This is a genomic window from Antarcticirhabdus aurantiaca (assembly GCF_009765365.1).
GTDB lineage: Bacteria > Pseudomonadota > Alphaproteobacteria > Rhizobiales > Rhizobiaceae > Antarcticirhabdus > Antarcticirhabdus aurantiaca.
In genome coordinates, this window is record NZ_VTOM01000016.1 from 46,208 (window position 1) to 73,031 (window position 26,824).

The 26,824-nt window shown below is 67.6% G+C and carries 22 protein-coding genes and 1 pseudogene; 15 read left to right on the top strand and 8 right to left on the bottom strand.

Annotated elements, in window-relative coordinates; genetic code table 11:
• The first annotated feature begins 4 nt into the window (after window positions 1-4).
• The 7 genes from FZN60_RS18450 to FZN60_RS18480 all read left to right on the top strand — a co-directional run bounded on the left by FZN60_RS18450 (window position 5) and on the right by FZN60_RS18480 (window position 7,204).
• Entirely contained in the window at window positions 5-1,897 is a 1,893-nt protein-coding gene (locus FZN60_RS18450) for a helix-turn-helix transcriptional regulator (RefSeq protein ID WP_246726953.1), read from the top strand.
• A gap of 293 nt (window positions 1,898-2,190) precedes the next feature.
• Window positions 2,191-3,000 carry a PhnA-like protein gene (locus FZN60_RS18455; RefSeq protein ID WP_246726955.1) on the top strand — a complete coding sequence of 270 codons (810 nt, stop codon included), beginning with the start codon at window positions 2,191-2,193 and terminating at the stop codon, window positions 2,998-3,000.
• A 26-nt stretch (window positions 3,001-3,026) separates the two neighbouring features.
• A complete protein-coding gene (locus FZN60_RS18460) occupies window positions 3,027-3,464 on the top strand; it encodes a YsnF/AvaK domain-containing protein (protein WP_158874979.1) in 438 nt (145 codons plus the stop codon).
• Window positions 3,461-4,432 (top strand): YsnF/AvaK domain-containing protein, encoded by a 972-nt coding sequence (locus FZN60_RS18465; protein WP_158874980.1) that lies wholly within the window; start codon window positions 3,461-3,463, stop codon window positions 4,430-4,432. Before FZN60_RS18460 ends, FZN60_RS18465 begins: the two co-directional genes overlap by 4 nt.
• 69 nt (window positions 4,433-4,501) lie before the next feature.
• Entirely contained in the window at window positions 4,502-5,032 is a 531-nt protein-coding gene (locus FZN60_RS18470) for a YidB family protein (RefSeq protein ID WP_158874981.1), read from the top strand.
• A 411-nt stretch (window positions 5,033-5,443) separates the two neighbouring features.
• Window positions 5,444-6,796: an IS701 family transposase gene (locus FZN60_RS18475; protein WP_158874982.1), complete on the top strand. Its 1,353-nt coding sequence runs from the start codon at window positions 5,444-5,446 to the stop codon at window positions 6,794-6,796.
• 72 nt (window positions 6,797-6,868) lie between these two features.
• Window positions 6,869-7,204: a hypothetical protein gene (locus FZN60_RS18480; RefSeq protein WP_158874983.1), complete on the top strand. Its 336-nt coding sequence runs from the start codon at window positions 6,869-6,871 to the stop codon at window positions 7,202-7,204.
• A gap of 36 nt (window positions 7,205-7,240) precedes the next feature.
• Here FZN60_RS18480 and FZN60_RS18485 read toward each other — a convergent pair whose 3' ends face one another.
• Window positions 7,241-7,720 carry a MarR family winged helix-turn-helix transcriptional regulator gene (locus tag FZN60_RS18485; protein ID WP_158874984.1) on the bottom strand — a complete coding sequence of 160 codons (480 nt, stop codon included), beginning with the start codon at window positions 7,718-7,720 and terminating at the stop codon, window positions 7,241-7,243.
• A gap of 1,089 nt (window positions 7,721-8,809) precedes the next feature.
• Here FZN60_RS18485 and FZN60_RS18490 point away from each other — a divergent pair.
• The gene (locus tag FZN60_RS18490) at window positions 8,810-9,937 is read left to right on the top strand and encodes a sensor histidine kinase (protein ID WP_158874985.1); all 1,128 of its coding nucleotides are present in this window, start codon (window positions 8,810-8,812) and stop codon (window positions 9,935-9,937) included.
• A 244-nt stretch (window positions 9,938-10,181) separates the two neighbouring features.
• On the opposite strand, the gene FZN60_RS18495 is transcribed toward FZN60_RS18490, so the two are convergent.
• Window positions 10,182-10,790: a hemerythrin domain-containing protein gene (locus FZN60_RS18495; RefSeq protein ID WP_246726970.1), complete on the bottom strand. Its 609-nt coding sequence runs from the start codon at window positions 10,788-10,790 to the stop codon at window positions 10,182-10,184.
• A gap of 59 nt (window positions 10,791-10,849) precedes the next feature.
• Window positions 10,850-11,584, bottom strand: coding sequence for a Crp/Fnr family transcriptional regulator (locus FZN60_RS18500; protein WP_158874987.1), 735 nt, complete (start codon window positions 11,582-11,584; stop codon window positions 10,850-10,852).
• Window positions 11,585-12,086: 502 nt separating this feature from the next.
• Here FZN60_RS18500 and FZN60_RS18505 point away from each other — a divergent pair.
• A complete protein-coding gene (locus tag FZN60_RS18505; RefSeq protein ID WP_158874988.1) occupies window positions 12,087-13,781 on the top strand; it encodes a monovalent cation:proton antiporter-2 (CPA2) family protein in 1,695 nt (564 codons plus the stop codon).
• Window positions 13,782-13,819: 38 nt separating this feature from the next.
• On the opposite strand, the gene FZN60_RS18510 is transcribed toward FZN60_RS18505, so the two are convergent.
• The 3 genes from FZN60_RS18510 to FZN60_RS29300 all read right to left on the bottom strand — a co-directional run bounded on the left by FZN60_RS18510 (window position 13,820) and on the right by FZN60_RS29300 (window position 16,283).
• Window positions 13,820-14,668 carry a universal stress protein gene (locus FZN60_RS18510; protein ID WP_158874989.1) on the bottom strand — a complete coding sequence of 283 codons (849 nt, stop codon included), beginning with the start codon at window positions 14,666-14,668 and terminating at the stop codon, window positions 13,820-13,822.
• Between the two features lie 101 nt (window positions 14,669-14,769).
• Window positions 14,770-15,219, bottom strand: a complete 450-nt coding sequence (locus FZN60_RS18515; protein ID WP_158874990.1) for a universal stress protein — start codon at window positions 15,217-15,219, stop codon at window positions 14,770-14,772.
• A 431-nt stretch (window positions 15,220-15,650) separates the two neighbouring features.
• Window positions 15,651-16,283, bottom strand: coding sequence for a MarR family winged helix-turn-helix transcriptional regulator (locus tag FZN60_RS29300; RefSeq protein WP_158874991.1), 633 nt, complete (start codon window positions 16,281-16,283; stop codon window positions 15,651-15,653).
• A gap of 548 nt (window positions 16,284-16,831) precedes the next feature.
• Here FZN60_RS29300 and FZN60_RS18525 point away from each other — a divergent pair.
• The gene (locus FZN60_RS18525; protein WP_158874992.1) at window positions 16,832-17,134 is read left to right on the top strand and encodes a DUF2249 domain-containing protein; all 303 of its coding nucleotides are present in this window, start codon (window positions 16,832-16,834) and stop codon (window positions 17,132-17,134) included.
• Between the two features lie 402 nt (window positions 17,135-17,536).
• On the opposite strand, the gene FZN60_RS18530 is transcribed toward FZN60_RS18525, so the two are convergent.
• Complete coding sequence (locus FZN60_RS18530) at window positions 17,537-17,971, bottom strand: group III truncated hemoglobin (protein ID WP_158874993.1); 435 nt, start codon at window positions 17,969-17,971, stop codon at window positions 17,537-17,539.
• Between the two features lie 115 nt (window positions 17,972-18,086).
• On the opposite strand from FZN60_RS18530, the gene FZN60_RS18535 reads away from it, so the two are divergent.
• A complete protein-coding gene (locus FZN60_RS18535; protein ID WP_158874994.1) occupies window positions 18,087-18,569 on the top strand; it encodes an Rrf2 family transcriptional regulator in 483 nt (160 codons plus the stop codon).
• A gap of 167 nt (window positions 18,570-18,736) precedes the next feature.
• Complete coding sequence (gene hemN / locus FZN60_RS18540; RefSeq protein WP_369413050.1) at window positions 18,737-20,224, top strand: oxygen-independent coproporphyrinogen III oxidase; 1,488 nt, start codon at window positions 18,737-18,739, stop codon at window positions 20,222-20,224.
• 104 nt (window positions 20,225-20,328) lie between these two features.
• Here the strand turns inward: hemN and ccmE are convergent.
• A pseudogene (ccmE, locus tag FZN60_RS18545) lies at window positions 20,329-20,805 on the bottom strand (cytochrome c maturation protein CcmE); the annotation flags it as partial.
• A 698-nt stretch (window positions 20,806-21,503) separates the two neighbouring features.
• On the opposite strand from ccmE, the gene FZN60_RS18550 reads away from it, so the two are divergent.
• The 3 genes from FZN60_RS18550 to FZN60_RS18560 all read left to right on the top strand — a co-directional run bounded on the left by FZN60_RS18550 (window position 21,504) and on the right by FZN60_RS18560 (window position 26,669).
• The gene (locus FZN60_RS18550; protein WP_158874996.1) at window positions 21,504-23,240 is read left to right on the top strand and encodes a sensor histidine kinase; all 1,737 of its coding nucleotides are present in this window, start codon (window positions 21,504-21,506) and stop codon (window positions 23,238-23,240) included.
• A gap of 155 nt (window positions 23,241-23,395) precedes the next feature.
• The gene (locus FZN60_RS18555; RefSeq protein ID WP_158874997.1) at window positions 23,396-23,764 is read left to right on the top strand and encodes a response regulator; all 369 of its coding nucleotides are present in this window, start codon (window positions 23,396-23,398) and stop codon (window positions 23,762-23,764) included.
• Between the two features lie 232 nt (window positions 23,765-23,996).
• Window positions 23,997-26,669, top strand: coding sequence for a GAF domain-containing protein (locus FZN60_RS18560; RefSeq protein WP_158874998.1), 2,673 nt, complete (start codon window positions 23,997-23,999; stop codon window positions 26,667-26,669).
• Window positions 26,670-26,824: the final 155 nt, after the last annotated feature.

The following is a 26,824-nucleotide window of genomic DNA, read 5'->3' on the forward strand; positions in this document are numbered from 1 at the left end:
GGGCGTGATCCAAGCGGCCGGCCGGCAGGTATGCATATGCCCCGAACCCCAGACCGCCCTCTCGGCGGACGCCGGCGCCGAGCCCGCCGATGCGACCGGAACAAGGCGCCCTCGGTCCGCCGGCGTGAATCCAGGCCGTGGCGGAAGCCATCGGGATAACTCACCGATCGGGGTTAGGCCCACAGCGCGGACCCGACATGGTGAGCGCCGCGATCGGCGGCGAAGCTGCGAACCGCAACCCGACGGCGCGGCCGCCCTCCCCGGCGGCACGCCCGAGCACGGGCGCCCAGGGCGCTCGACCGCAAGGGGACGCGCCTTCAACGCGCACGTCCGGGGAACGGACGGCCTGCTGCGGGTTTTGAGGCAGCAAGGGCAAAGGGGGACATGCCGCCTTGCTGAAGTCGAGGTGCCGTCGATGCAAGAGAGTTCTCCGATTCCGGAACTGCGCCACCGTCAGCTCCAGCAACTGATCACCGGTCTCGACGATGGCGTCGTTCTGGTCGGCTTCGACAGGGTCATTCTCTGGGCAAACGAGCGGGCGCTCGCGCTGCACGGGGTCAAGCACCTCGACGAACTGGGCTCCACCATCGAGGAATACAGGAAGCGTTTCCAGCTCACCTACCGCAACAAGCAGCCCGTACATCGCGAGGACTTCCCGATCGAGAGGGCGATGAAGGGCGAGACGCCCCGCGCCGTCACCATCGAGGTCTCCCCGGTTCACCAACCCGACAATCCATGGACCCACACGATCCGCTGCTTCGTCATCTACGACGAGGCCGGGGATCCGGAGTACATGGTGCTCGTCATCGACGACGAGACGGGGCGCTTCGAGGCCGAGGACCGCTTCGAGAGCGCCTTCAACGCCAATCCCGCACCGGCCCTCATCTGCCGGCTGTCGGACCTGCGTTACGTCAGGGTGAACCGCGGCTTCCTGGAGATGACGGGCTTCTCCCGCGACGATGTCGTCGGGCGCTCCGCGGTCGAGCTTGACGTGTTCGCGGGCAGCGCGGACCGGGACGCCGCCGTCCGGAACCTGCACGAGGGTCGGACCGTCCCGCAGACCGAGGCGGACCTCCGCGTCGCGAACGGTGCCGGCAAGCGGGTCATCGTCGCAGGTCAGCCCATCGAGATATCCGACGAGCGCTGCATGCTCTTCACCTTCGCCGACCTCGAGCCGCGACGTCGGGCCGAGAGGGCCCTGGAAGCCAGCGAGGAGCGCTTCGCCAAGGCGTTCGGGCTCTCGCCCGTCGCCTCGTGGATCTGGGACGCGGCCGACTTCCGGTTCATCGAGGCCAACACGGCGCTCGTCCGGCTGACAGGATACGCCAAGGAGCAGATAGTCGGCCGGACGCCACTCGACCTGCGCCTCTGGGCCGATCCCCTGGAACAAAGGAAGCTCGGCGCGCTGCTGGAAGGGGAAGGATCCATATCCGGTGCGGACATACGAATCCGGGTGCGTGACGGCTCGCCGGTGGACTGCCTGCTGAGCGCCGAGACGATCGACCTCGATGGCCGCAAGTGCGTGCTCTGCGTCATGCAGGACATCACGGAGAGGAAGCGCTCGGAGGCCGAGCTCATGACGGCCATTGAGACGGTGATGTCGGAGACGTCCTGGTTCAGCCGCACCATCGTCGAGAAGCTGGCTGCCTTGCGCTCGGCCACCCAGCATGCCCCCTCTGCAGCCGGAACCGAATGCCTCACCGAGAAGGAACTCGGGGTCCTCAAGCTGGTTTGCGAGGGACTCAGCGACGCGGAGATAGCGGAACGGCTGCGCCTGTCGCGACATACGGTACGCAACCATCTCTCGTCCGTGTTCCGGAAGATTGGGGTCAAGCGCAGGGGAGCCGCAATGGTCTGGGCGCGCGAGCGGGGTGTCGCTGGCTCAGCTGCCCAGTGATGAAGTCGTACGACCAAATTCATATCGAAATCAGCTAGGCGTTTGGTTCTTTTCCGCCAACTCGATGCGCATTCCTAAACCGTCCCGATCAGCGAGAACGTGTGCCCCGAGCCCGTTCCGAAAGCTAGGCGAGGTTGCACCGCATGACCGACTTGAACAGGCCCCACATCCACGATGACGGCTCCTTCAACCGCCCCGGGCACGCAGCCACGGCCGCGGAAGACGCGCACACGATCCTCATCAACAAAGTGTCTTGGGGCGCCATCTTCTCCGGCGTCGCCGTCGCCCTCGTCGTGCAGGTGCTGCTGACGATGCTCGGCGTCGGCATCGGGATCGCGACGCTGGATCCGGCCACCGGCGACAACCCGGCTGCCTCGACCTTCTCGATCACCGCCGGCATCTGGTACGTGTTGTCCGGCATCATCGCCTCGTTCATCGGCGGCTACATCGCCGCGCGCTTGTCGGGCAAGACGGTCGCCACCACGGGCGCCCTGCACGGCCTCACCACCTGGGCGGTCACGACCCTTCTCGTTCTTTACTTCCTCACCAGCACCGTCGGATCGCTGATCGGCGGCGCCTTCAGCGGCGTGACGAGCGCGATCGGCGGTCTTGGTCAGACGGTTGCCCAGACGGCGGCTCCCGCGCTCGCCAACTCCAACCCGCTCGATGCTTTCGAGGGTCAGGTCCGCGCTGCCGGAGCGGATCCTGAAGCCTTGCAAGCGCGTGCCGTGAACGCTCTGCGGGCGTTGGCTACGAGCGACGAGCAGGGCGCCGAACAGGCTCGCCAACAGGCCGCCCAGGCCCTCTCGGAAGCTCGGGGCATCCCGCTCGATCAGGCCCAGCAGCAGGTTCAGCAGATCGAAGCGCAGTACCGCCAGACGGTGGATCAGGCCCGTGAGGCTGCGACCCAGGCCGCCGATACGGCCGCCTCGGTTGCCTCGACGGGCGCTATCCTGGCCTTCATCGCCCTTGTTCTGGGCGCTGTTGCCGGCTGGCTCGGGGGGCGCTCCGGCGTCGTTCATCCGGTCTATGCCGATCGCCTGATCCCCAGCCGACGGGTTGTTGAGGCTCGCGATGTGCGCGGCACGGGCGGCAGCCTCTGAGAGCTGGATCCGGAAGGAGCAGCGCCATGACGAAGAAGGACGGCAACGTCAGGCTCGCAGACGATGCAAGCACACAAGCCGCGCTTCTCCTCGCCGAGGAACAGGTGAGGTTCGGCAAGCGCGAGGTCGTCACAGACCGGGTGCGGGTCCGCACCGTCACCCGCGAAGCCGAAGAGCTGGTTGCTCAGGATCTGGCCGGCGAGACCGTTGAGGTCACGAGAGTGCCGATCGGGCACGAGATCGATGCAGTTCCCTCCATCCGGGAAGACGGTGATCTCACGATCATCCCCATCGTCGAGGAGATCCTCGTCGTCGAGAAGCGCCTCGTCCTGAAGGAAGAGGTGCATATCCGCCGGACGCGCTCGGTGGAGCACGTCCAAACCTCCGTCATCTTGCGCAAACAGGAGGCCGTCATCGAGCGGCTGGGTGCAGGTGACGAAACCAAAAAGGAGAAAACCTCATGAGCCGGACGATCACCGCCTACTTCGACAGCCGCACGGAAGCTCAGAATGCCTACGATCAGCTCCTGGCCGCAGGCATTACACCGAGCGAAATCAGCATCCATGACTCCAGCAGCACTGCCGCGAGCACGAGCGGATCGACAGGAACGGGCGAGGACAAGGGGTTCTGGGCCTCCCTCGGCGACGTCTTCATGCCCGATGAAGATCGCTACTCCTACTCCGAAGGCTTGCGCCGGGGTGGCTCGGTTCTGACCGTCAGGGCTGACAACGCCGACTTCAACGTGGTGTCGGACATCCTTGAGAATGCCGGTGCCGCCGATCTCGACACGAAGGAAGCGCAGTGGCGCTCTGAGGGCTGGAGCGGCTACGACGCAGGCACGGCAAGCACCAGCACGACTGCTACGAGCGCGACCGGCACGGCCGGCACCGCTTACACGGACCTCGGCACCACCTCGACCTCGACCTCGACTGGGTATGGCGCGGCAGGAACGTCTGCGAGCAGCACCGGCTACGCCGCCCCTGAAGGCGTGGAGGCGCGCTCCGACTACATCCCCGTAGCGGAAGAGCAGGTTCGGGTTGGCAAGCGCGAGGTCGATCATGGGCGGGTGCGCATCCGCTCCTACGTCGTGGAAACGCCGGTCGAGGAGAGCGTCGCGCTGCGCAACGAGACGGTTCGCGTCGAGCGCAACCCGGTCAATCGCGCCGCGACGGACGCCGACCACTTGTTCCGCGAGCAGGTGATCGAGGCAGAGGCACGCGGCGAGGAGGCGGTGGTCTCCAAGGAAGCGCGCGTCGTCGAGGAAGTGCGCCTCGACAAGGATGTCGAGGTCCGTGACGAGACGATCCGCGACAGCGTGCGCCGGACTGAAGTCGAGATCGAGGACGAGCGTACCGGTCGCACTTTGGGCGGCACGACCGTGAGCGAGGACGAACTCGCCCGCCGCCGCGGTGGAAGCGGCACCGGCTACTGAACCAGGAACCACGACTCGGCCGGTGGGCTTGCTCCACCGGCCGTGCGAAGGGCGCAAAGGAGGTAAGTCATGGGACTTCTGGATCAGGTCATCGGCAACGTGCTGGGCCAGCAGCAGGGCTACCAGCAGGGTAGCACCGGCGGGTTGGGTGGAGGCTTCGGCGGCGCGAGCGGCGGAGGCATGTCGCCGCTCGTCATGGCCCTGATGGCTCTGCTCGCCTCGAGGTCAGGCAGTGGGATGGGAGGCGGTCTCGGCGGCTTGCTCGGTGGCATCACCGGAGGCGCGAGCGCAGGCGGAATGGGCGGTGCCGGCATGGGGGCTGGAGGCATGGGAGGGCTCGGCGGGCTCATCGACATGTTCCAGAGGAGCGGCCATGGCGACGTGGCGAACTCTTGGATTGGCTCTGGTCCGAACCGGCAGATCGCCCCGCACCAGCTCGGTGAGGCGCTCGGGCCGGACACTGTTCATGCGCTGTCGCAGCAGACCGGAATGGGACGCGACGATCTTCTCTCCCAACTTTCCCAGGTGCTGCCGGGCGTTGTCGATGGAATGACGCCGCATGGACGCATGCCGACGGAGGACGAGTCATCGAGGTGGTAGGAGGCGGCTGTGCCTCCGGAGCCATGTCGTATTATTGGTGGATGCTCCACCATAAACAACCGAGACCGGAAGAGGTTGGGGTCAATCTAACTGGAGGGTGGCGGCGGTGATCCCTGCCGAGCATAGTTCTGCGAACTGTGAGGGGGAGGGCGGAGTGAGCGATACTGACATCATAGCAGCTCTCTTCTCCGCCGCTCTCATCATCTTTGTTATCCTGCTCGCAATCTTCTTCGTTCATGCGTAATGTAGTTGTCAGGGTTGGGTGCGGTCGCTCTTCAAGCGACAGCCGTCTGGAGCTTCGAGTGGGCTCCTAATCTCGACTTTGGCCAATCCGATGGTGTGGCGAGCGGAGCAGTGTGACGAAGCGGGCATGACGGATAGGCTTGGAGTGTCCCGACCAAGAGACGTCCGATGCCCGATCTGCCCACCTGCTTCGCCGGCCTCATCCTGGCGTTCAAGCCGCTGTTCGTCCACCGCTCGTGGCGGCATGCGCAAATCCTGATGATCGGCGCGATCCTGACGCCGGGCCAGCGCACGGTGACGAGCGTCCTGCGCATCATGGGCCGGGCGCAGGATCGGCGGTTCGTGAACGTCCACCGCATCCTCAATCGCGCCGCCTGGTGCCCTCGCACCGGCGGGCGCATTTTGCTCGGGCTGCTGATTGCCGCCTTCGTGCCGCGCGGTCCCGTGGTGCTCGGGATCGACGACACGATCGAGCGCCGTCGCGGCAGGCGCATCGCGGCCAAGGGCATCTACCGCGATCCGGTGCGCTCGTCCGACAGCCATTTCGTCAAAGCGAGCGGCCTGCGCTGGATGAGCCTGATGCTGCTCGCGCCGATCCCCTGGGCAGGGCGCATCTGGGCGCTGCCCTTCCTCACGGCCCTGGTGCCGTCCGAACGCGCCTGCCGCGAGCGGGGTCGTCGGCACAAGCCGCTTCTCGACATCGGGCGCCAACTCGCCCTTCAGGCCCGGCGCTGGCTGCCGGGGCGTGACCTCGTGCTGGTGGGCGACGGCGGCTTCTGCGCCCTCAATTTCCTCGACGCCATGCGTCGTGGCCGCATCACGGCCGTCACTCGCCTTCGGCTTGACGCAGCCCTCTACGAGCCCGCCCCGCCGCGGCCGCCGGGCACGATCGGACGTCCGCGCACCAAGGGTGCGCGACTGCCCACGCTCGCCGCGACCCTCGCGGCCGAAGATACCCTCTGGCATCGGCTCACCGTGCCGGGCTGGTATGGGCCAAACCCGTGCAGCATCGAGGTCGTCTCCGGCACCGCAGTGTGGCGGCACGGCGGCCTGCCCGTCGTGCCGATCCGCTGGGTGCTCGTACGCGATCCTCAGAACCGCTTCCCGCCGCAGTCCTTGCTGTGTACCGACCTCGCCTGCGACGCCTCCCAGATCCTGTCGTGGTTCGTGCGGCGGTGGAGCGTCGAGGTCACCTTCCAGGAAGCGCGCGCCCATCTGGGCGTCGAGACCCAGCGCCAGTGGTCGGACACCGCGATCGCCCGCACCACGCCTTGCCTGCTCGCCCTGTTCTCGATCGTCACGCTCCTGGCCGCCCGGCTCCCGGCCCGCCAACGGCGATCGTTCGCCACGGCCGCATGGTATCACAAGCCGCGCCCGACCTTCGCCGACGCCCTCGCCGCCGTGCGCTGGGCGACCTGGCGCGAGAGGACTTTGGCGACATCGCCGCGCAGACAACCCCGTACGAAACCCCGCTTCCGACTGCCAAGCCCCTGGGCCTACGCCCTCTGTCACGCCGCATGAATGGCCAAAGTCGAGTCAAGGGCACATGACGCAAGGATGCCTCGCAAAATCACGACGTCGCGACGGTTACACATGGAATTCGACCAGCACGCCGCTTGCTGCATTCTTTTTCTGTTTCGTATCCACATGCCCACGGACAGACGGAAACAGATGTCACTCGCCCATCCCGACGTATCGCCGCTCGCGAGGCAGCTCCTGGCGCGGCTCGGCCGCTGCGGCCCTGCCGAGGACGATGTTGGCGAGCAACTTGCCGAAATGGGACCTTCCGAGATGGAGGCCGTCGCGGAATTGATCGATCGACGCCTCTGCGTCGTCATCGTCGGATGGAAGGAACTGTTTTGGGTCCGCCTGACGGACAAGGGACGTGCCGCAATCGATCGACGCTCCGAAGCAACAACTCAGGCCTGAGTAACTGAATGGCGTGCTTGACCGGCTTGCAGGGACCTAGCGTAAGGGGGCCAACCGGGCAGCCAGCACGTCGGCCAGCCTGTCGATGGACTGCCCTGTCGCGGCGAGACTTCCCTCCCTCGCCAAGGCGTCGGAGAGATCGCCTTCCAGTTCCGCCCAGATGTTCCGGACACGCGCCAGCGCCTCCTTGCCCGAGGGCGTCAGCGCCACGCATGTTCGACGTGCATCCCCAGCATCCCGAACTCTGACAAGAAGCCCATGGTCCGCCAGCTTGTCGACCATCTTCGACGCTGTCGACGGCCGGATGTTGAGCCTCGCGGCAAGTTGCCCGACCGGAACGGGCGCTCCCGGTCCCAGCGCATCGAGAAGCTGGTCCTGGCCCGCCATCACGCCGAGGGCGGAGAGCTTTATCTGCATCAACTGTCGGCAGGAGCGGCTCACGGCGATGAGCGCCGGCAGCAAGGCGGGCGCCTCGTCACTTTCCGCGACCGAAAAGGGCTGAACAAGGTCGGACATCCATGGCTCCGCTTCGAGGATCTCGACCAAAATCCTACCCGGCAGGCACCGATGGCGTCGGTCGGGGAGCCGATGGAATTCCAACGGTTGGCAACGGTCTACCTCCTCACGGTTGCGGCATGATCCCGAGTCAATCAGCCGCTTCATCCTTGTTCTTGCTGCCCCAGCCGCGACCGCGGGCACAAGCCGCGTCCGGGATACACCCGCTTGCGGTAACCAGGGCTCCGCAAAGGCGCCGCTCGCGGAGCCGGCCCCGTGCCCATCCGATAGGATGTGGGCACCATAATCATGCCAAACCGCGGCGAGGAGTTCACGCGAACAGGTGGTCGCGTGCCATGTCGCCCATCGATCGGAGCAGCCCTCCTCGGCGACAAGACTGCGGTTTGCCGAAACCAAGCCACCGCAAACGAGGTGACCCAAGTCGACTGCCACGTCCCCTTGCCTTTTCACGCCGTCGACATCGGGGCACCCTTCCGGCAGGAATGGGGCCGAACGGGCCCGATCCGGTTGCGTCACGGTTAACGCGGGGCGCTCCACCGCACGACCGGTGACCGCAATCGATGATCGGCCAGCCTTCTCTCGTCCTCGATCGCCCGGTCAATCACTTCGGTCCCTTCCTGAAGGTTAACGAGGTGCTGGAGGTTGGTGGAGTCGGATGCGATGCGGACCGCACATTGGCGTCGTTGCTCCACCTAGCGGTGCGCTCGTTCGTCACCGGCACGTTGGCGCATGGTCGGAGACACATCTTCGCGGGACGATGCTCAGCTTGAACCGCGGGGCACAGACCTGATGGACGCGAGCGCGTCGCGTCCGTCAGGTCGCGCTCGGCCTGATCAGGACGCAGGTGCATGGAGGTCTGCCCCCACCTAAACCGTCGGAGACAGGCTCGTGACAGCAATGGCGCGGCGTATGTTGCGACTCCTTGCGAACTGGATAATTGTGCATGAGTTCGAGTGTCCATCGGCAAGTCGGATGCCACAGGGTCAAGGTCACGACATGTTGCCTGCGAGCGAACGGCAAGAACATGGTGCCCGAGAGTCACGAGCGGACGCCCTGGGGTTGGATGCCGCCCCGGCGAGGGCTGTGGGCATGGCGGCCCTGGTGAGTTCCCTCGACTGGTCCGCGACGCCGCTCGGTCCGATGGAGGCTTGGCCGGAGCGGCTCAAGCTCATGGTGGAGCAGGTGCTCGCCTGCCCGGTGGTGTCGGCGCTCGTGTGCGGTCCCGAGCGGATCCTGATCTACAACGACGCGGCCGCCCGCAACTATGGCAACCGCCATCCCGGTGCCCTGGGTAAGCCCCTGCCCGAGACCTTCCCGGAAGGCTGGGCGAGCGTCGGCCCGCTCTACGAGCGCGCCTTTGCCGGCGAGAGCGTGCACGTTCCCGCGCAAGGGCTCGACGTCGACGGCGGCGGCAGGACCTCGACCTTCGACGCCGTGCTCACGCCCGTGCACGACGGGGACGGCCGCATCGCATACGTCCACATGAACGGACGGGCGGTCCTTGAGCGTGACGGCAGGCGGGCGGAGACGCTCGAGATCCTCGTAACGGAACTTCGACACCGCGCACGCAACTCTTACACCCTGATCCAGTCGATCGCGAACGAGACCGCCCGGGAGTCGGGCGCGGCCGACGGGTTCCTGGCGAGCTTTTCCGAACGCTTGGCGAGCCTCGCCCGGGTTCAGGACTTGCTGAGCTTGCGCGACGACGAGAGCGTCAGCGTCCGCGACTTGGTGGAGCGCGAGCTCGAGGCGCTGGGTAGCGCCCGGGGCGAAGACCGGGTGGAGGTCGACGGGCCGTACGTCCCGCTGCGAAGGGGAGCGGTCGAGGCCCTTGCTCTCGTGGTCCATGAATTGGCGACCAACGCGAGGAAGTACGGTGCACTCGCGGACGGGGACGGGCGCCTGTCGGTGCGTTGGTCGGTTGCCGATCCCGACGGGAGGGAGCGCCTCCTTCGCATCGAGTGGACCGAGGGCGGCGGGAACGAGCGCGACCGTCGGGGCAGCGGGATGCGTGCGCCCGACGGAGGCGGCTACGGGCGCAAGCTGATTGAGCGGGCCCTCCCATCCATGCTCGGCGCCAGCACTCTCTACGAGATCGGCACCGGTGGCGTTCGCTGCGTCATGGAAATCCCCATCGCCGCAACGGAAGCGGAAAATGGCGAGGAAAGGCCCGGCGCCGGCCCTGTCACGAACGAAGCTTCGGCCCAATCCGTTTGATCCCGCCAGTTGGAACCTCCTGGCCATCCCGTTGGCATGGGAGGATCGCACGGAATGCGATCGTCAATCGAAGAGCGGCGAACGACCACGCCTCGGATGGAAGCACCCAGCCCACCGGAACGGAGTCTGACTGAAATCCCGCCCCAGCCGGGGGGTGCCAGAGCCGCCGTCCCGGTCCAAGGTCCGGCGGAAGCTGCACGCGGCCCCATCGCTCGAATGTCCGGGCACGGGTCGTGTCCCCGGCCTATCCCGTGAAAGCTGTTCGTCCGCTCGGACCTCGGCCGCACGCCTCGAGCCGGAGAGCCGCCTCGAGCCGCGCGCGGTCGGCCGGCGTGAAGCGGGCACGCGCCTCGGGGAGCAACACCTCCAGGTCGAGCGCGTGGTGCCGCCTCAGGGCGACGAAGAGGGACCGAAGCTGGTAGGCGAGCGTGTCCGAGCCGACGCCGCCTTTCGCCTCTGAGAACCGAAGCAACGCATCCGCCAACTCGGTTGCGGCGTCGACGTCCTCGAGATGCTCGCAGCGCATGCGCTCGAGGGTCGCCTTGAAGGGCGAGCCCTGCGGCAGACGGCCGGCAAGCGGTGTCAGGAGGCATCGCTCCTCAACTGAATGCAGGAGGGCGAGGGTCGACGGGAGCTCGCGCGCGAGCACGCGGCACTCCTCCGGACTCGATCTTGGCAGCGCATCCGCGATCGCCTCCAGCCGGTCGGCAAGCCGGGTCTGCGCGACCATGAGATCGGCGATGGCTTCCAATTCCTCGAATCCTTCGCGAAGGTCCATGGCTTTTCTCCGCTCGGGCAGCAGCGCCCCGGGCGCTCGCCATACCCCGGGGAACGGCAGCGACGCCTTGACCACGGTCAAGCGTCGGGTACTCGGCGGGGGCGTTCCCCGCGAGCATCCCTCGCGTCCGGGTTTCAGCCGCCGGCGGCTTGGTCGAGGCGCGTCTGTGACAGGATGCGCAACGATGCCGCGTTGGCGAAGTCGACGATCTTCGCCTTGCGAAGCTCCGTCATCTTGCGGGAGACCGTCTCGATGGTCAGCCCCAGGAAGTCCGCCATCTCGCCCCGGCTCAGCGGCAGGGGGATCTCGCCCGGTTCTCCCGGGGATCCCACCGGTCTCGCGTGCCGCACGACCATATTGATGTAGGTCGCCACCCGCTCGAGCGCCGTCTTGCGCGCGAGCGTCACGAGGAGGTCCCGCGTCTCGTCGAGCTGGCTCAGCGCCTGCGAGAGCACGCGGCGCTCGAAGGCCTGGTTCGCGGTTAGGACGCCCTCGAAGGCCGAGCGCGGGATCGTGCAGACGCGCACGGGACCGGCGGCAGTCGCCTCGATGGCGTCGTCCCCCGCGATGGGACGGCCAACGAGGGTCGGCGCGAACTGAAGGCCGACGATCTGCTGGCGCCCGTCGGGCAGGCGCTTGGCCAGGCTGACGACGCCGGACAGGATGTTGGAGACGCTCTCGGACTCTCCGGCAGCGCGCCCGACATGCTCGCCGGGCCGGATCACCCGGCGATCCGACACGCGCGAGAGCGAGACGAGCTGGTCGCCGGCCAACGCGCCGCACACGCCGCGCGCCCGCGCCTCGCAGCCGACGCAGGCGATTGGCTCGCCGCAGATGCCGGACCTTTCGATCGACCGAAGTGCCTGCATGGTTTCGTTGTCCAGGGTCGTGGGCGGTCTGCCGCCCGATCAAGGCAGGCGCGTCGATGCGGAGATTACGGAGGGTCCGGGGCGCCTGCGGTTCCCTTTACCATCCCGGCCGGGACGGGAACAAGCGGGGAGACATGCAAGCGCCCGTCCGCAGCGATGCATCGAGCGCCGGCATCGGCATTGGTGTTGGCATTGGAAATGCACGCCGAACTGATCCGGATGGACCCAGGAAAGGGGCCTCGGAGATCGAGTGCGTGGATCGTGGCCCGCTTGGCGTTCGAGCGCCGGAGCGTCGGCATCGTCGAACGCTTTCCGGAAGCCTTTGTCCCCGCGCCCGGGGAACCGGCCACAACTCCCGGGCAGCCACGAACGCTAACCGGAGCTCTTACGGCGAAGCTTCGCTGCATCATCCCGCGGGTGCTTTCCACGCGAGATCGTGCCCCTCCCTCGCCCGGAGCCGGCCGGAGCGCTAGGACGAGCCCGACACGACCGAGGTGCAGCCATGCCGTCCCCCACTCCCCATGCCGATTCCATCCTGTCAGACATCCTGATCTTCCTGTCGGCCGCGGTGATCGTCGTTCCGCTCTTCCGCGGCATGCGCACCAGTCCCGTCATCGGCTATCTGCTCGCCGGGGTCGTCCTCGGTCCCAACGCACTCACACTGATCGGCAACGCGGAGGGCGCCCATCGCCTCGCCGAGTTCGGCATCGTCTTCATGCTCTTCGCCATTGGGCTGGAGATGACGATGGAGCGCCTGAAAACCATGGCGCGTTACATATTCGGCCTTGGCCTCGCGCAGGTCGCCGTAACGGGGACGCTGCTGGGCGGCGTGGCGATGCTGGCCGGCGCAGCGATGCCGACGGCGGCGGTTCTCGGAGGCGCGCTGGCCCTGTCTTCGACGGCCTTCGTCCTGCAGATCCTATCCGAGCGGGGCGAGCTGGCGAGCCGCACCGGGCGCGTGATCCTGTCGGTGCTGCTTCTCCAGGATCTCGCCTCCGTTCCCGGTCTCGCGCTCGTCGCGGCCCTGGGCTCGCCGCCCGAGGAACTCGCTCCGGCGCTCCTCGCCGCCGGGACGAAGGCCATCGCGGCGATGCTGGTCATATTGGCCGCGGGTCGCCTGCTGCTCCGGCCTCTCCTGCGCATGGTCGCCGGCGCGCGCAGCCCCGAGCTCTTCGCCGCGGCCACGCTGCTCGTCGTCCTCGGCACGGCCTTCGCGACATCACAGGCCGGGCTGCCAATGGCGCTCGGCGCCTTCCTGTCGGGTCTGATGCTGGCGGGCACCGAGTACCGCCATCAAGTGGAGGCCGACATCCGGCCCGTGCGCGGGATCCTTCTCGGCCTCTTCTTCATGTCGGTCGGCATGCTGATCGACCCCGCTTTCGTTCTCGCCCGGCTGCCGGAGATCCTAGGCCTCGCTGCCGGGCTGATCGCTGTGAAGGCGCTCGTCCTCGCGCTGCTGGCAAGGCTTTCGGGCCTTGCCCTGCCGCAGGCCGCCCATGTCGGCCTGCACCTGGCGCAGGGCGGCGAATTCGCCTTTGTGCTACTCGCCATCGCCACCCAGCAAGGTGTCGTGACCTTCGAGGGCAGCCAGCTTCTCATCGCCGTCGTCGCCTTCAGCATGGCGGCGACGCCCCTCCTCGCATCGGCGGGCCGGCGCGCGGCGCACGCCCTCGAGCGCCGCGCGCAAGGGCACCGGCCGATCGCCGCCGCGATCGACCCGGCCGGCGGGATCGTCCTCGTCGCCGGCTTCGGGCGCGTGGGCCGTACGGTGGCGGCAATGCTGGACGCGCGGGGCGAGGCGTGGGTCGGCCTCGACCATGACGCGGCCATGGTCGCGCGCGCACGCCGCGAAGGGCAGCCGGTGGTCTATGGCGACGCTTCGCGGGAAGCCGTTCTTCATGCCCTCGGCAGCGGCCGTTTCTCAGCCGCCATCCTGACCATGGACGATCCGTCCGGCTCGCTCTCGATCGTCTCGACCCTGCGGCGCGAGCGACCGGACCTCGTCATCGTGGCGCGCGCGCACGATGCTGCCCACAGGGCCGCGCTTCTTCGCGCGGGAGCCAATGAGGCGGTCGTCGAACTCCTGGAGGCTTCGATCATCCTCGGCAGCGCCCTCCTGCACCGAACCGGCGCATCCGGCGACGAGGTCCGGTTGATCGCCGCTCGCCTGCGCGAGAGCGCCACCGATCTGGCCTGACGCTCCCGCTCCGCCGCCGCGCCGGTCGGCTCGGAGCGTCAGTGCGCGAGCAGCAGCGGGACGGGGCAGCGGTCGAGAAGGGCGGTCGTGACACCGCCGAGCACGGCCTGCTGAAGCCTGGAATGGGCGTAGGCGCCCATGACGATCATGTCGGATCCTGCCTCACCGGCGTGATCGCGCAGCGTTTCGGCGACGTCGCGATGCGGCGCGGTGAGGATGGTCTGCTGCGTCACCACGCCGTGATGGTCGAGATAGGTCGCCAGTCTCTCGCCCGGAGCGATGTCGGACACGTCCTTCTCGCCCCGCACGGTGACGATCTCGACCCGTTCGGCCGTCCGCAAGATGGGCAGCGCCTCGCGCACCGCCCGCGCGGCCGGAACGCTTCCGTCCCAAGCCACCAGGACGTTGCGCGGCATGCCCGGCGCCGGCGCTGCCGGCACCCGGATCAGCGGCCGTCCCGTGCGGAATAGGAAGGCCTCCACGACTTCCCGCTCCTCGCGCAGGGCGCTCGCTCCGGCATCCATGACGATGACGTCCTGGAGCTGGGCGCGAAGCGCCGCGCGCCCGAGAAGCGCGAGGAAGTCGAGGGAGATCAGCTGCTTCTCCACCGAGATGCCGGCATCCGAGATCGCGTCGGCTGCGAGTCTCAGACTCGCCTCGGCGCCCTCCTCCAGCCGCTTGGTCTCGGCCGTCAGGAGCTGGCGTGGCATGTCGGTCAGGAGGCTGTAGGGCACCCAGGCCGCCAGCGGCAGGAGGAAGTCGACGCTGACGAAGCCGGAGAAGCGCTGCGCCATGTCGATCGCGAACTTCGTGGCGGGGCTCGGCGAACCTCGGGCCTCGACTTCCGGCAGGAGCGGGAGGAGGATGTTCTTGTAACCGTGCGACATGATGTTGTCTCTCACTCTTGGTCCGAGATGCCGATCTCCGGTGGATCGGGATCTGTTCGAAGCACGCTCCGCTCGGCTGATGATCTTGCCGTTCCCGGGTCTCAGCGGATGACGAGCACCGGAACGGGGCTGGTGACCAGGACCTCCGAGGCCGCGCTCCCCAGGATCAGGCGTTGCAGTCCGCGGCGGCCGTTGGAGGCGACGACGATGAGGTCGCAGCCTTCCCTCCGTGCCGTGTCGACGATGCCCGAGGCGGGTTCCGCGTCGGCCACGTGGACGATTCCCGCCTCGAGATCCGCCTCGGCCGCCAAGCGCCGGGCCTCGGTCAGCACCTGCTCGGCAGCCTGCTTGTTGACCTGCCTGAACCGGGCGATGTCCTCTGCCGCCACTCCCCACCCCGCCTCTGTCCCGGCTGCCAGAAACGGGAACGGCTCCGTCACCGTGACGAGGGTGAGCCGCGCCCCGAGTGCCTTGGCCAGGCGGACGGCGTGCGTCACGCCTCGGGACGCGAGGTCCGATCCGTCCGTTGCTGCGAGGATATGGGCGTACATGGTCGCTCTCCTGATGACCGTGCGGTGCCGGCTCTCCTTTGGGAACGCTCGATCGAACCAAGGGGACCATCACCGCGCGAGGTGCGGTTCCGGGCGGTCAGGCCCGGGATCGTGTTGCGTGCGGCCGAGTCGGATCCTTCGGGTGGAAGCCCACGTCGAAGCGTTCGGGAAAACGATGACCGTTTCGCCTTGCTGCCTTTTCGGCGACGAGAGCACCGGTTGCCGCCTGCTGACGGGGGATCCATAAGCCCCGGCCGCGCGGAGCGCCTTGATCGGGATCAAGGGCAGGGCGCTTTGTCGTCCGGTCGAACGTCCGAGCAAGAAGCGGCTCGTCCATGCACCAGCGGTGACCGCGAGGGCGAAGTCGCACCGGGTCCGTTTCCGCCTCTTGGGCGCGGGCCCGAGCGCGATGTTTTCCGTGGGAGCCGGGTTCATGTGTGCCGGCGCCGCTTCGCGTTCGCCCGCGCCCGGTGGGTGAGGGACGCGCGGGATCCACGCCTTGCGAACCTGCATCGGCGGGGCGGAGCGGCCCCTTCACGGTGACCGCCGCTCCCAGGCCGGGTACCGGCGGTCACCGTGCCTCCGCGATGGCCTTCCCGATTCATCTCAAGGAGCGCGGCATCCTTCGCCGCATCGACCTGTCCCCGGAGCGGCTGGATCTGGCGGGCGCCCACGCCGCATCGAGGAGGTTCAACGGATGCGACGCAGACGCGCCCACAAGGCCTCGTGCACTCGATCCATGGACCGGATTGCATGGCGTCGCTCCTCGCGGGAGAAGCTCTCAAAGACGGTTCCAACCTTCGCCTCACCTCTCGAATGCGCTCTTGCGCGTCCATGCCGGCGGGAGTGATGGAGACCATCGTCCGGCAGCCCTCGGCCGGATCGGGCTCGCGGACGGCAAGCCCGGCCACCAGCATGCGGTCGAGCATCTTGGACACCGTCGAGGGGCGAACGTTGAGCACGTCGGTCAGGATCGAGACCGACACCGAACCTCCCGGGTAGAGTGCGAGAAGCAACCTGTCCCGTCCCGGATGAAGGCCGAATTCGGCGAGTTGCAGCCCCATGTAGGCGCGCGCGGTCTTGCCGATCGCGAGGATCCTCGGGACGAGATCGAGGTTGTTGGGGGCATCAGCAAGGGGACATCCGTATGGTCGGGATTGCCTCCGTCATGTCGCATCGTCGACGCAGACGCGAACTAGCGCGGATGGGCGTTTGAACAGCCCCGCCCATAAACTTGCGGCATGCTGGCGCGGCGCGATTGTCGCCTCCCGTTCAGGCTGCACGTCCCCACTCCGTACGCAGCTTCATGAATTGAGGTCTTCCGGCCGCCTCGCAACATCGGACCGGGAAGACGACCACCTTCGTGCCAACTCCCTGCCGAGGGCCAACTCCGAGGTGGCGGAACGGCAAGCGTGGCTCGGTCATCGGCACACCGGTTGTCAAGGATCATGCCGATTAGGCGGATGGCGAATCATGCCAGGATCCATGCACCTGCGCATCGATCGGATGTCGAACGAGAGCGGAGGCAATGCTCGGGGCGTTTGATCCGGCGCAAGGCGCTCCTTGGCGACTGCCGCTACTCGGCTCCTGAGCCACAATCTCAGGAGCCGACATGTCGCAGTCGAACGATCATGCCCGAAGCTTGGACATCCGTCCCCTCACCGGTACCGAGCGCCACGTCGCCGTGTTCCGAAATTTCGACATCCTCCCTCCGGGCGGGCACTTCGAGCTCGTGAGCGATCGCGAACCCGTTGACCTCCTCCGTCGCTTCGAAACCTTCCAGGGAGGCTGCTTCACGTGGGAGTGCCGCATGCGCCGGCGCGACGAGTGGCTCGTCACGATCGGCCGACGGAGGGCACCGGCGAACGCGGTGCGGAACGGCTGCGGCGAACGCAACGGTCGCGGCTGGCAATGAGCTGCCTGTTGATCGGTTACTCGTGGCGACCAGCTTGAGGTCGGCACGTTCAACAGGTTACCGCGCCGATCGGCGGCGAAGCCGCTTCTCGTTTCACGCTATGGCCCGGGCAGTGGCGTAAGGGTCATCTTCCAAACGGGCGCCTCGGCCAACTCGATGGCCCCGCCCCTCTCGAGGCCGGAAAGCATCGCACCCTCGAAAGCACGTGAGAGTTCGGAGGCATAATCACGACCTGCAGTCCGGCGTCTGCCAATCGCGGAACATGTGCTCGTAGGTGGTTCTGACGATCGCGGAGCTCGTGCGCCTCGATGAAAGGCAGGGTGGTGCTATCGGGCGTTGCGACAGCCCGCTTGCGGAGGGCGAGGTTCTGGCTAAGCCTCCCGAACGATGGCTGGGAGGGTGTCAGCCGCCGAGTGCAGAGGTTTCATGCGAGCTCTCGCCGAGTGGCATGGGCCTGAACAAGAGTCCCGCCTTGAGGCTCTCGGCGATGCGCTCGGCCTTCCGAACGATCGCCGCACTACGCTGGTCGCCTAGTTCGCGCGCCGCAACCTCGCGGAAGACGGACAGCCAACGCTCGAAGTGGAACGGGGCGAGGGTGTCGCGAAGGGGAAGATGGGCGCCGAACGGGTTGCCCTTATAGGTGCCGGTCCCGAGCATGACCGAGCACCAGAAGTCGCCGAGACGGCCGGTGTGTGCCGCCCAGTCCGTCACCTGCCGAGCGAAGATCGGCGCAAGGAGATCGTCGGCTCGAACCTGTTCGTAGAAGGCGACGACGAGGCGGCGCAACTCAGCTTCGCTGAGCGGTTGCGGGTCAGGGCAGGAGGTGAGCGGGGTCATGGGAGGAGGCTCGCTGAAAGATGCCTAAGCCTTGCATCTATAACGGCGGCGTAGCACGCTGCCGAAAAGATGCAAACGCCTTGTATGTTTTCGGCGAAGCGAAGGACCTCTATTCGTGCGGCTGACCCTCTACACAGACTATTCGATCCGCGTGCTGGTGTTTCTGACCGCCCGAACCGAGCGCCTGTCCTCGATTTCGGAGATCTCTCAGACCTATGGCATCTCGAAGAACCACCTCATGAAGGTGGTGCACGATCTCGGCCGGGCGGGCCTCGTCACGACGGTGCGGGGGCGATCGGGCGGCATCAAGCTGGCGCGTCCAGCGAGCGAGATCACGGTCGGCGAGGTGGTGCGCTTGACGGAGGACGGCTTCGATCTCGTCGATTGCAGTTCCGGCTCCTGCATCATCGCACGGGCGTGCGGCATCCGAGGCATTCTCAAGGAAGCGACGAGAGCCTTTCTCGCCGTGCTCGACGGCTACACCTTCGGCGACCTGCCCAAGAGCGAACTCGACATCCTGGACGTGCTCGCAGCCTTTCCGGATGCCCGTGCCAAACCGGGCGCGGATGTCGCCGCGCTCGAGCCGGCAGCAGGCTGACCGCCTTGCCAACGTGCCAAACCGTGCTGAACCGCCAACCTGGCCGTACTCGGGCGGAATGCGGGATCGTTGGCTGAGCCGCCCAGCTGCCGTTGCCCTGTGCGCGGCGCCACGACTGCCGCATCGCGGCGATCACCTGAGGCTGCGGCCGGTTCCTCCGCCGATGGGTGCGGAGCGTCCCGGGACTGGCGAAGCTCGACCGCGTCGGCGATCGCGGTGCCGAACCCTCGATCCCGCAGCATTTGATCCCGCTCAATGACCCGCGACGGCGGCTGCGGGACAAGGCGTGCATGAACGCACCCTTCGCTCTTCCGCACGCACTTCGCGACCTCGCCCGTCGCTCGGTTCCACGCTACACCTCCTATCCGACCGCGCCGCACTTCACGTCCGCGGTGACGGCGGAGGTCCATGCCGAGTGGCTGCGGCGTGTGGCTCGAGCTGGCTCTCCCGTATCCCTCTACCTGCACATTCCTTTCTGTCGGACGATCTGCAACTACTGCGGCTGCACCACCAAGGCTTCGTTGCGCGACGAGCCGATCAGGGCCTACGCCGCGGTGCTGCACCACGAGATCGCCCTTCTCGCCGCGCACCTGGGGCGTGCCGAGGTGTCCCGCATCCATTGGGGCGGCGGCACGCCGAACATCCTGCCGCCGGACTGCTTCGAGGCGATCGTCCGCGACCTCGGCGACCGCTTCGCGTTTCGTCCGGACATGGAGCACGCAGTCGAGCTCGATCCGCGTCATGTGACGCCCGAAGGCGCGCGGGCTCTGGCAAGCCTCGGCGTCAACCGCGCAAGCCTCGGGGTCCAGACCCTCGATCCGGCCGTCCAGGCCGCGATAGGGCGCGTGCAACCGCTTCCTACGGTCCGGGCCGCTTTCGAGTCCCTGCGCTCGGCCGGCATAGAGGCGATCAACGCGGACCTCATGTACGGTCTGCCGTTCCAGGACGACGACAGCGTCGCGGCCACGGCGGAACTCATGCTGTCCTTGGCGCCCAGCCGCTTTGCCATCTTCGGCTACGCGCACGTCCCATGGATGAAGACCCACCAGAGGCTCGTCGACGAGGCTGCCCTTCCGGGGCCGGAGGAGCGTCTCTCCCAAGCGGCAGTAGCGAGGCGGATCCTGGAGGGCGGAGGCTACGTGGAGATCGGCATGGACCACTTCGCGCATCCGGATGACCCGCTTTCCGTCGCCCAGGCCGGGGGGCGGCTGCGGCGCAACTTCCAAGGATACACCGACGACGACGCGGAGACCCTCGTCGGCATCGGCGCATCCTCGATCAGCCGAATGCCCTGGGGTTATGCGCAGAACGCCGCCGACGTTCCCGGATGGCGCCGGGCGATCGAGGAAGGACGTTTCGCGATCGCCCGGGGGAAGGCTTTCGATGGTCAGGATGCCATGCGCGCCGACGCGATCGAGGCCGTGCTGTGCCGCTTCGAGGTTGACCTTGCCGCGGTCGCGGCTCGGCATTCGGCTCCCGTATCGGTCTTCGACGAAGATGTCCGCCGGTTGCGGCACTTCGTCAACGCGGGCTGGGTCGACGTCGACGGCAGTCGGGTGTCGATCCGCGTGCACCGTCACGAGATCGCGCGCCTCGTCGCTTCGGAGTTCGATGCCTACCTCGGCCACGGCGGGAAACACTCCGTCGCGGTTTGAGGGATCATCGGGCATCCGGGCAAGTCAGGCTCGCGCAGGCAGGCAGGCCCGGCACATACGCTATTCCGTTGAGGGCGGCCTGCCTCCGTCACGGCGGCGATCGGCTCGCCGGCCGGCGCTTCGCCGGTCTTCGGCGCAACCATGCCCTTGCCGTCCTCCCACAGGCCACGCGCCTTCAGGTCGTCCACGACTTCCTTCGGCATGTAGGTCTCGTCGTGCTTGGCGAGCACCGTATCGGCGAGAAAGACGCGGTCGGGCCCGAGCGTCCCTTCCGCGATGATCCCCTGCCCCTCACGAAACAGGTCGGGCAGCAAGCCGGCATAGACCACGGGCACCGTTTCCACCGAGTCCGTCACGCGGAAGCGCACCTTGGAATCGGCGCCGCGCTCCACCGAGCCTTGCTCGACGAGTCCGCCGAGGCGGATGCGCTGGGTAGGCGCCGGCGTGTTGGATACGATGTCGGTCGGCGAGTTGAAGAACGCGATGCTCGTCGACAGGCTCTGGAGCACGAGCCCGACCGCCACCGCGACGACGCCGACCATGCCGCCGATCCCCGCCAGCCGCTTCTGCTTGCGCGTCATTGAACCGTGGTTCCCCCGTCCTCGCCGATGCCCAGCCCCTGCCAGAAGCTCGCGATCCCCCGCCGTTCTGCGGAGCCTGCCGGGGAGACCCCGGAGATGGGTCCTTCTCCGTATGAGGCGGAAGCCTCCAGCCGACAACCGAGCAAGCCGATGGCGCCGACCACCTTCGCCAGGGACGGCGACAGAGCCCGGCTGGTGTCCATGACCACGCCGAGGGCAGTGATCGCCATGTCGGAAGGAGTGGGCGTCAGCGGCACGACGCGGGAAGCGTCGACGCGGCAGGTATGGACGAGGAGAGACATTACGAACCAGGGACGCGTTGGAGGGACTGAGTATGCGCGCCTGGCGAGAGACGTGCGAGGATGATCCAATCCGAGACGGATCGACGGCGCCTTGATCGAGATCATCGACCCAGCGGTTTGCCGTCCGTTGTTGGCCGCCCGTGGGGTGGTGTACGCCGATCAAGGCTTTCGGCCTGGGGCGGCGATTTGCTCCGCCAAACCTTCCCTGGTCCACGTATCCGGCAGGCAATCGACCACGCCTGAGACGGCGTTCGCGGCGAATGGACGTAGCCGACGCAACGCTGGAGCTGGCGCTGATGGGTTTCCGCTCCCGGCGGGCAAGGTGAACGACAGGCAGCGGTTTTCCCGGGGGATCGATTCTGCTCTTGTGGCGTGGGGTTTTCGAAGGGGCGATTCGTGGGAAGCAAGGCGCGCGGCTCGCTGGGCCTGCCGACGTCGTTGACGTCGCGCCTCTTCCTGTTCGCCCTCCTGGCGCTGCTGCCCGTCTTCGGCGTTCTCTGGATGCTCGAGCAACAGCTGCAGGCGGGCCGGGAAGCGGAGATCCGCGATCTTGCCCGGCGGCGGACGGCGCAGGCGAACACACAGATCGAGCGCGTGATCGAGGGGCAGAGGACGCTGCTTCTCGCGGTCTCCTCGTCGCCCACCGTCATGGAGCTCGATGCCGGTCGGTGCGCACGCTACCTTTCGTCGCTCGTCGAGGCCCTGCCCCATCTCCAGGGCATTGCCGTTCTCGGCCTCGACGGTCGCCCACGCTGCGGCGACGATCCCGTCCGCCCCACGCCCAACTATGCCGATCGCCCCTATTTCAGGGCGGCGATCGACACCGGACGGTTCGTCGTAGGCCGCTACACCGTCGGCCGCGCCGATCCTTCGGCCAGGATCCTGCCGTTCGCCGCCCCGGTGCGGGAAGAGGACGGGCGCATCGTCGCCGTGGTGGCGGCGGGGCTTCGCCTGTCGCACCTCCAGTCGATCGTCCAGGCCTTCAGCCTGCCCCCGAATGGATCGCTGACGATCGCAGACTCCGAGGGCACGATCCTCGCCCGCACCCCGCTGCCGGAGCGGTTCGTCGGGACCCGCATACCCGACGAGTTCGTCGACCGGTGGGTCAAGGCCACGGCTGCCGGCGTGGAGGAGGTGCAAAGCCAGGACGGCACCTGGCGCATCGTTGCCTACAGCCCTGCCGCGCTTCCTCCAGAAGGCATCTACGTCTCGAGCGGCTATGCCCTGGCCGAGGTCCAGGCCATGGCCGGCGAGGGCTGGCGGTGGAACCTCGCCCTGCTGACCGCCGGCCTGGTCGGCGCTGCGCTCACCTCGTTGGCGGCGGGCGCCGCCCTGATCCAGCGTCCGGTCCGGAAGCTCGTCGAACTCGCGCAGGCATGGTCGGGCGGAACGCCTCCAGCAACCCGCCGGCCGATCCCGACGCGGGAGTTCGAGACCGTGACGGCCTCCCTCGACGCGATGGGGCAGGCGATCGAGAAGCGGTCGCTGGCGGCCGCGCGCCAGCAGGAGCTCCTGGTCGCGGAACTCCATCACCGCGTCAAGAACCTCCTGGCGATGGTGCAGGCCATAGGGACGCAGACAGCGGCGGGCACGTCCACCCCGGCCGAGTTCCGGTCCGTCTTCTCGCAGCGCATCCAGGCGCTGGCGCGCACCAACGAGCTTCTGACGGCGCGGAACTGGGAGGGCGTCGAGTTGCGCTCCCTTCTGCGCGCCGAGGTCGAAGCGATGCCGCGACCTGAGGACGTCGAGCTGTCGGGCCCGGCTATCGTCCTACCGTCCTCGCTGGGCATGCCGCTCACCCTGATCGCCCACGAACTTGCAACCAACGCGGTCAAGTACGGTTGCCAGGCAGGGCCCGGCGGACGGCTCGACATCTCCTGGCAACTGGAGGTGCGTGAGGACGGCGGAAGGATGCTGGATCTCCGATGGCGGGAGCACGGCACCGCCCCCCTCGAAGAGGCACCCGGTCCACCCCGCGACGGCGGCGGCTTCGGCTCGAGGCTGATCGCGCGGCTGGTCGAGTCCCTCGGCACCGGGACGACAACTCTGGCGCCGGACGGCCTCGTCTTCACCCTGCGCATCGACTTTGAGTCCGCTGGGACCGGGAACGATCCGGATCCGCCCGCGGGTTGACGAATGGCGGCAGCCGCCTAGTTCAGTCCGACTGTTCTCGGAGAACGACGAACCACGGGACAAGAGGGGGTCCGCGTAACGGCGGAGGCTCTCGCGTGTGGGCAGTGTGACGGACGATCGGAGGTCGGCAGAAATTGGAGTCGCGAAGCCGAGAGGTGGTGCTCGTCGTGGACGACGAGCCTTTGGTTCGCATGTACGCCGCGGACATGTTCGAGGACCTGGGCGTGGAGGTTCTGGAGGCGCGCGACGGCGTCGAGGCGCTCGAGATTCTGGAGAGAAGGCCGGACGTGTCGCTCCTGTTCAGTGATTGCCGCATGCCCCGGATGACGGGCCCCGAACTCGCCGAGGAGGCATCCAAACGGTGGCCCTCCCTGCGCATCGTGCTCGCGTCCGGGTACACGGATGTAAGGCCGACGCGCTGGCCGTTGATCGCCAAGCCCTACGACGCCGCCATCCTCGCCGGGATCGCGCAAGGGCAACCTCCCTGCCATGCGACGATGATGGCTGCCGCGCCGCGAGGGTAGCCCATCAGGCTCCGTACCCCCGGCAGGCGCATGGCCCCAAAACGAGGTCGGTGCTCCCCCATACCGTTCCGCCTCCGCAGACCGACGTGTTCCTGCCTTCACGAATGCCGACCCCGGAGGACCCGGGAAGCCGCCGGACGGCGCCCGCTTCTCCGAAGAGCATCTCCCAAGTCATTGCCGGCGCTGCCGCTTTGCCTTAGATGCGCCTGACTTGGAAACCGGGGTCGACAGCTTGCAGAACGAACCCATCGAAGCCGCTTGGGACGAGGACGAGCGGGTGGCGGCGCTGGACCGCTACCGCATCCTCGACACGCCCCCGGAGACGGAGTTCGACGACATCGCCCGGATCGCGGCGGACGTTTGCGGGACGCCCATCGCCGTCGTCAACCTGGTCTCCCGGGACCGGCAGTTCTTCAAGGCCGAGGTTGGCCTCGGGGTGCGCGAAACGCCCCTGGACACCTCGTTCTGCCGACATGCCCTGCTGGAGCGTGACTTCCTGGTCGTGCCGGATGCCAGGAAGGATCCCCGCCTCCAGCACAATCCCTTGGTCACGGGCGAGGCGGGACTGCGCTTCTACGCGGGTGCGCTCCTCAAGACCGAGGAGGGCCTGCCGCTTGGCACGGTCTGCGTCCTGGACTACGAACCCCGCCATCTCACCGAGAGGCAGCTCGGCACGCTGCGGGCACTCGCCCGGCAGGCCATGAGCCAGATGCGCCTGCGCCTCGCGCTTGCCGAGCGGGAGGAGAACGCGGGGATGTCGCGCCGCCACGCCGCGCAGCTCCAGGCCCTGGCGCAAGCCTCCCTCGAGGTCGGCGCGGCACCGACGATGGAGGCCAAGCTCGAGGCCATCACCGGAATCGCCCGGCGGATCGTCGGCGCCCACCAGTCCGTCGTCAGCATGACGCGGGGTCCCGACTGGAGCCAGGCCATCAACGCCGTCTCCATGTCCGAGCGCTACGACCGCTGGCGCGACTACGGCAGGATGCCGGACGGGTCGGGCATCTACGCGTGGGCGTGCGAGGTGAACGAGCCCATACGGATGACGCAGGCCGAGCTGGAGGCGCACCCTCGCTGGCGCGGCTTCGGGGGCCATGCGCCGGACCACCCGCCGATGCGGGGCTGGCTGGCCGCGCCGATGATCGCCCGGGACGGACGGAACCTCGGCCTGATACAGCTCTCCGACAAGGAGGGCGGAGGCGAGTTCGACGCCTCCGACGAGGCCATCCTCCTGCAGTTGGCGCAGCTCGCCTCGACGGCAATCGAGGAGGCGCGCACGGAGGCGAGGCTCAGGGAGACGACGCGGCGCCTCGACGCGGTGCTGAACAACGCGTCCGTCTCCATCTTCCTGATGGATGAGCGCCAGCACTGCGTCTACATGAACGCGGCGGCCGAGCGGCTGACGGGCTACTCGCTGGACGAGGTGCAGGGCCGCCCGCTCCACGACGTCATCCACCACACCCACCCGGACGGACGGCCGTTCCCGATCGAGGATTGCGCCATCGACCGCGCCTTCCCCGAGAACAACAACACGAGGGGCGAGGAGGTGTTCGTCCACCGGGACGGCAGCTTCTATCCGGTCGCCTTCACCGCCAGCCCCATCCGGGACGAGGCGGCCAAGACGGTCGGCACCATCATCGAGGTCAGGGACATCCGGGACGAGAAGGCGGCGCGCGAGGCGCTCGCCCGGCACGGGGAGGAACTGGAGACGCTGGTGGCGGAACGGACGGAGGAGCTCGAGCGCACGCACGAGGCACTCCGCCAGAGCCAGAAGATGGAAGCGGTCGGCCAGCTGACGGGCGGCGTCGCCCACGACTTCAACAACCTCCTCCAGATCGTGATCGGCAACCTGGACCTCATCCAGCGCAACCTCCCGGAGGAGGCGGCGCGCCTGCGCCGTGCCGCGGGCAACGCCATGACGGGCGCAAAGCGCGCGGCAACCCTGACCCAGCGGCTGCTCGCCTTTTCCCGGCGGCAGCCGCTCGAGCCGAGACCCATCAGCGTCAACCGCCTCGTCACGAACATGTCGGACCTCCTCGACCGCACCCTCGGCGAGACCATCGAGATCGAGACGATCCTCTCGGGCAGCCTGTGGCAGGTGGAGGCCGATCCCAACCAGCTCGAGGCGGCCATCCTCAATCTCGCGGTCAACGCCCGGGATGCCATGCCGGGAGGCGGCAAGCTGACGATAGAGACGGCCAACACCTATCTCGACCACGGCTATGTCGCCCACAATGCCGAGGTCCAGCCGGGCCAGTACGTCGTGATCTGCGTGTCCGACACGGGAACCGGCATGGACAAGCAGACCATGTCGAAGGTGTTCGAGCCCTTCTTCACGACCAAGGAGGTGGGCAAGGGCACCGGGCTCGGCCTGTCCCAGGTGTATGGCTTCGTCAAGCAGTCCGGCGGCAACGTGAAGATCTACTCCGAGGTGGACGAGGGCACCACGGTCAAGATTTACCTGCCGCGTCGCGTCGGGTCGGCTGCCGAGGAACAGGCCGGGGGCGAGGGAGTGGCTCCCGAGGGGAACCGACTCGAGACGATCCTGGTGCTCGAGGACGACGACGACGTGCGCGCCTACTCGGCGGAGGTGCTGCGCGAACTCGGATACCGGGTCCTCGAGGCGGGCGAGGGAGCGTCCGCGCTGCGGCTCCTCGATCGCGAGGACGGAAAGGTGGACCTCCTCTTCTCGGACGTGGTGCTTCCAGGCGGCATGAGCGGCGCCGTCGTCGCCGAGGAGGCAAGGAAGCGCCAGCCGAAACTGAAAGTCCTCTTCACGACGGGATATGCGCGGAACGCCATCGTCCACCAGGGACGCCTCGACCACGGCGTCGAACTCCTGACGAAGCCGTTCACCTTCACGGCGCTCGCCACCCGTGTGAGGGACATCCTCGACAGGCGGGACTGAGCCCTGTTCGAGGCGCGCCCTGTTCGCGGCGCGGGGGCGTGTCCCAGCATTCGATCTGCCGGAATTGGTCGAGCGGTCGCGCGGATGCGGACGTGGGCCCCGCACCCGACCCAAGCCCTTCGGTGGACGTGGCCGCTGGATGGCTTCACATCGCG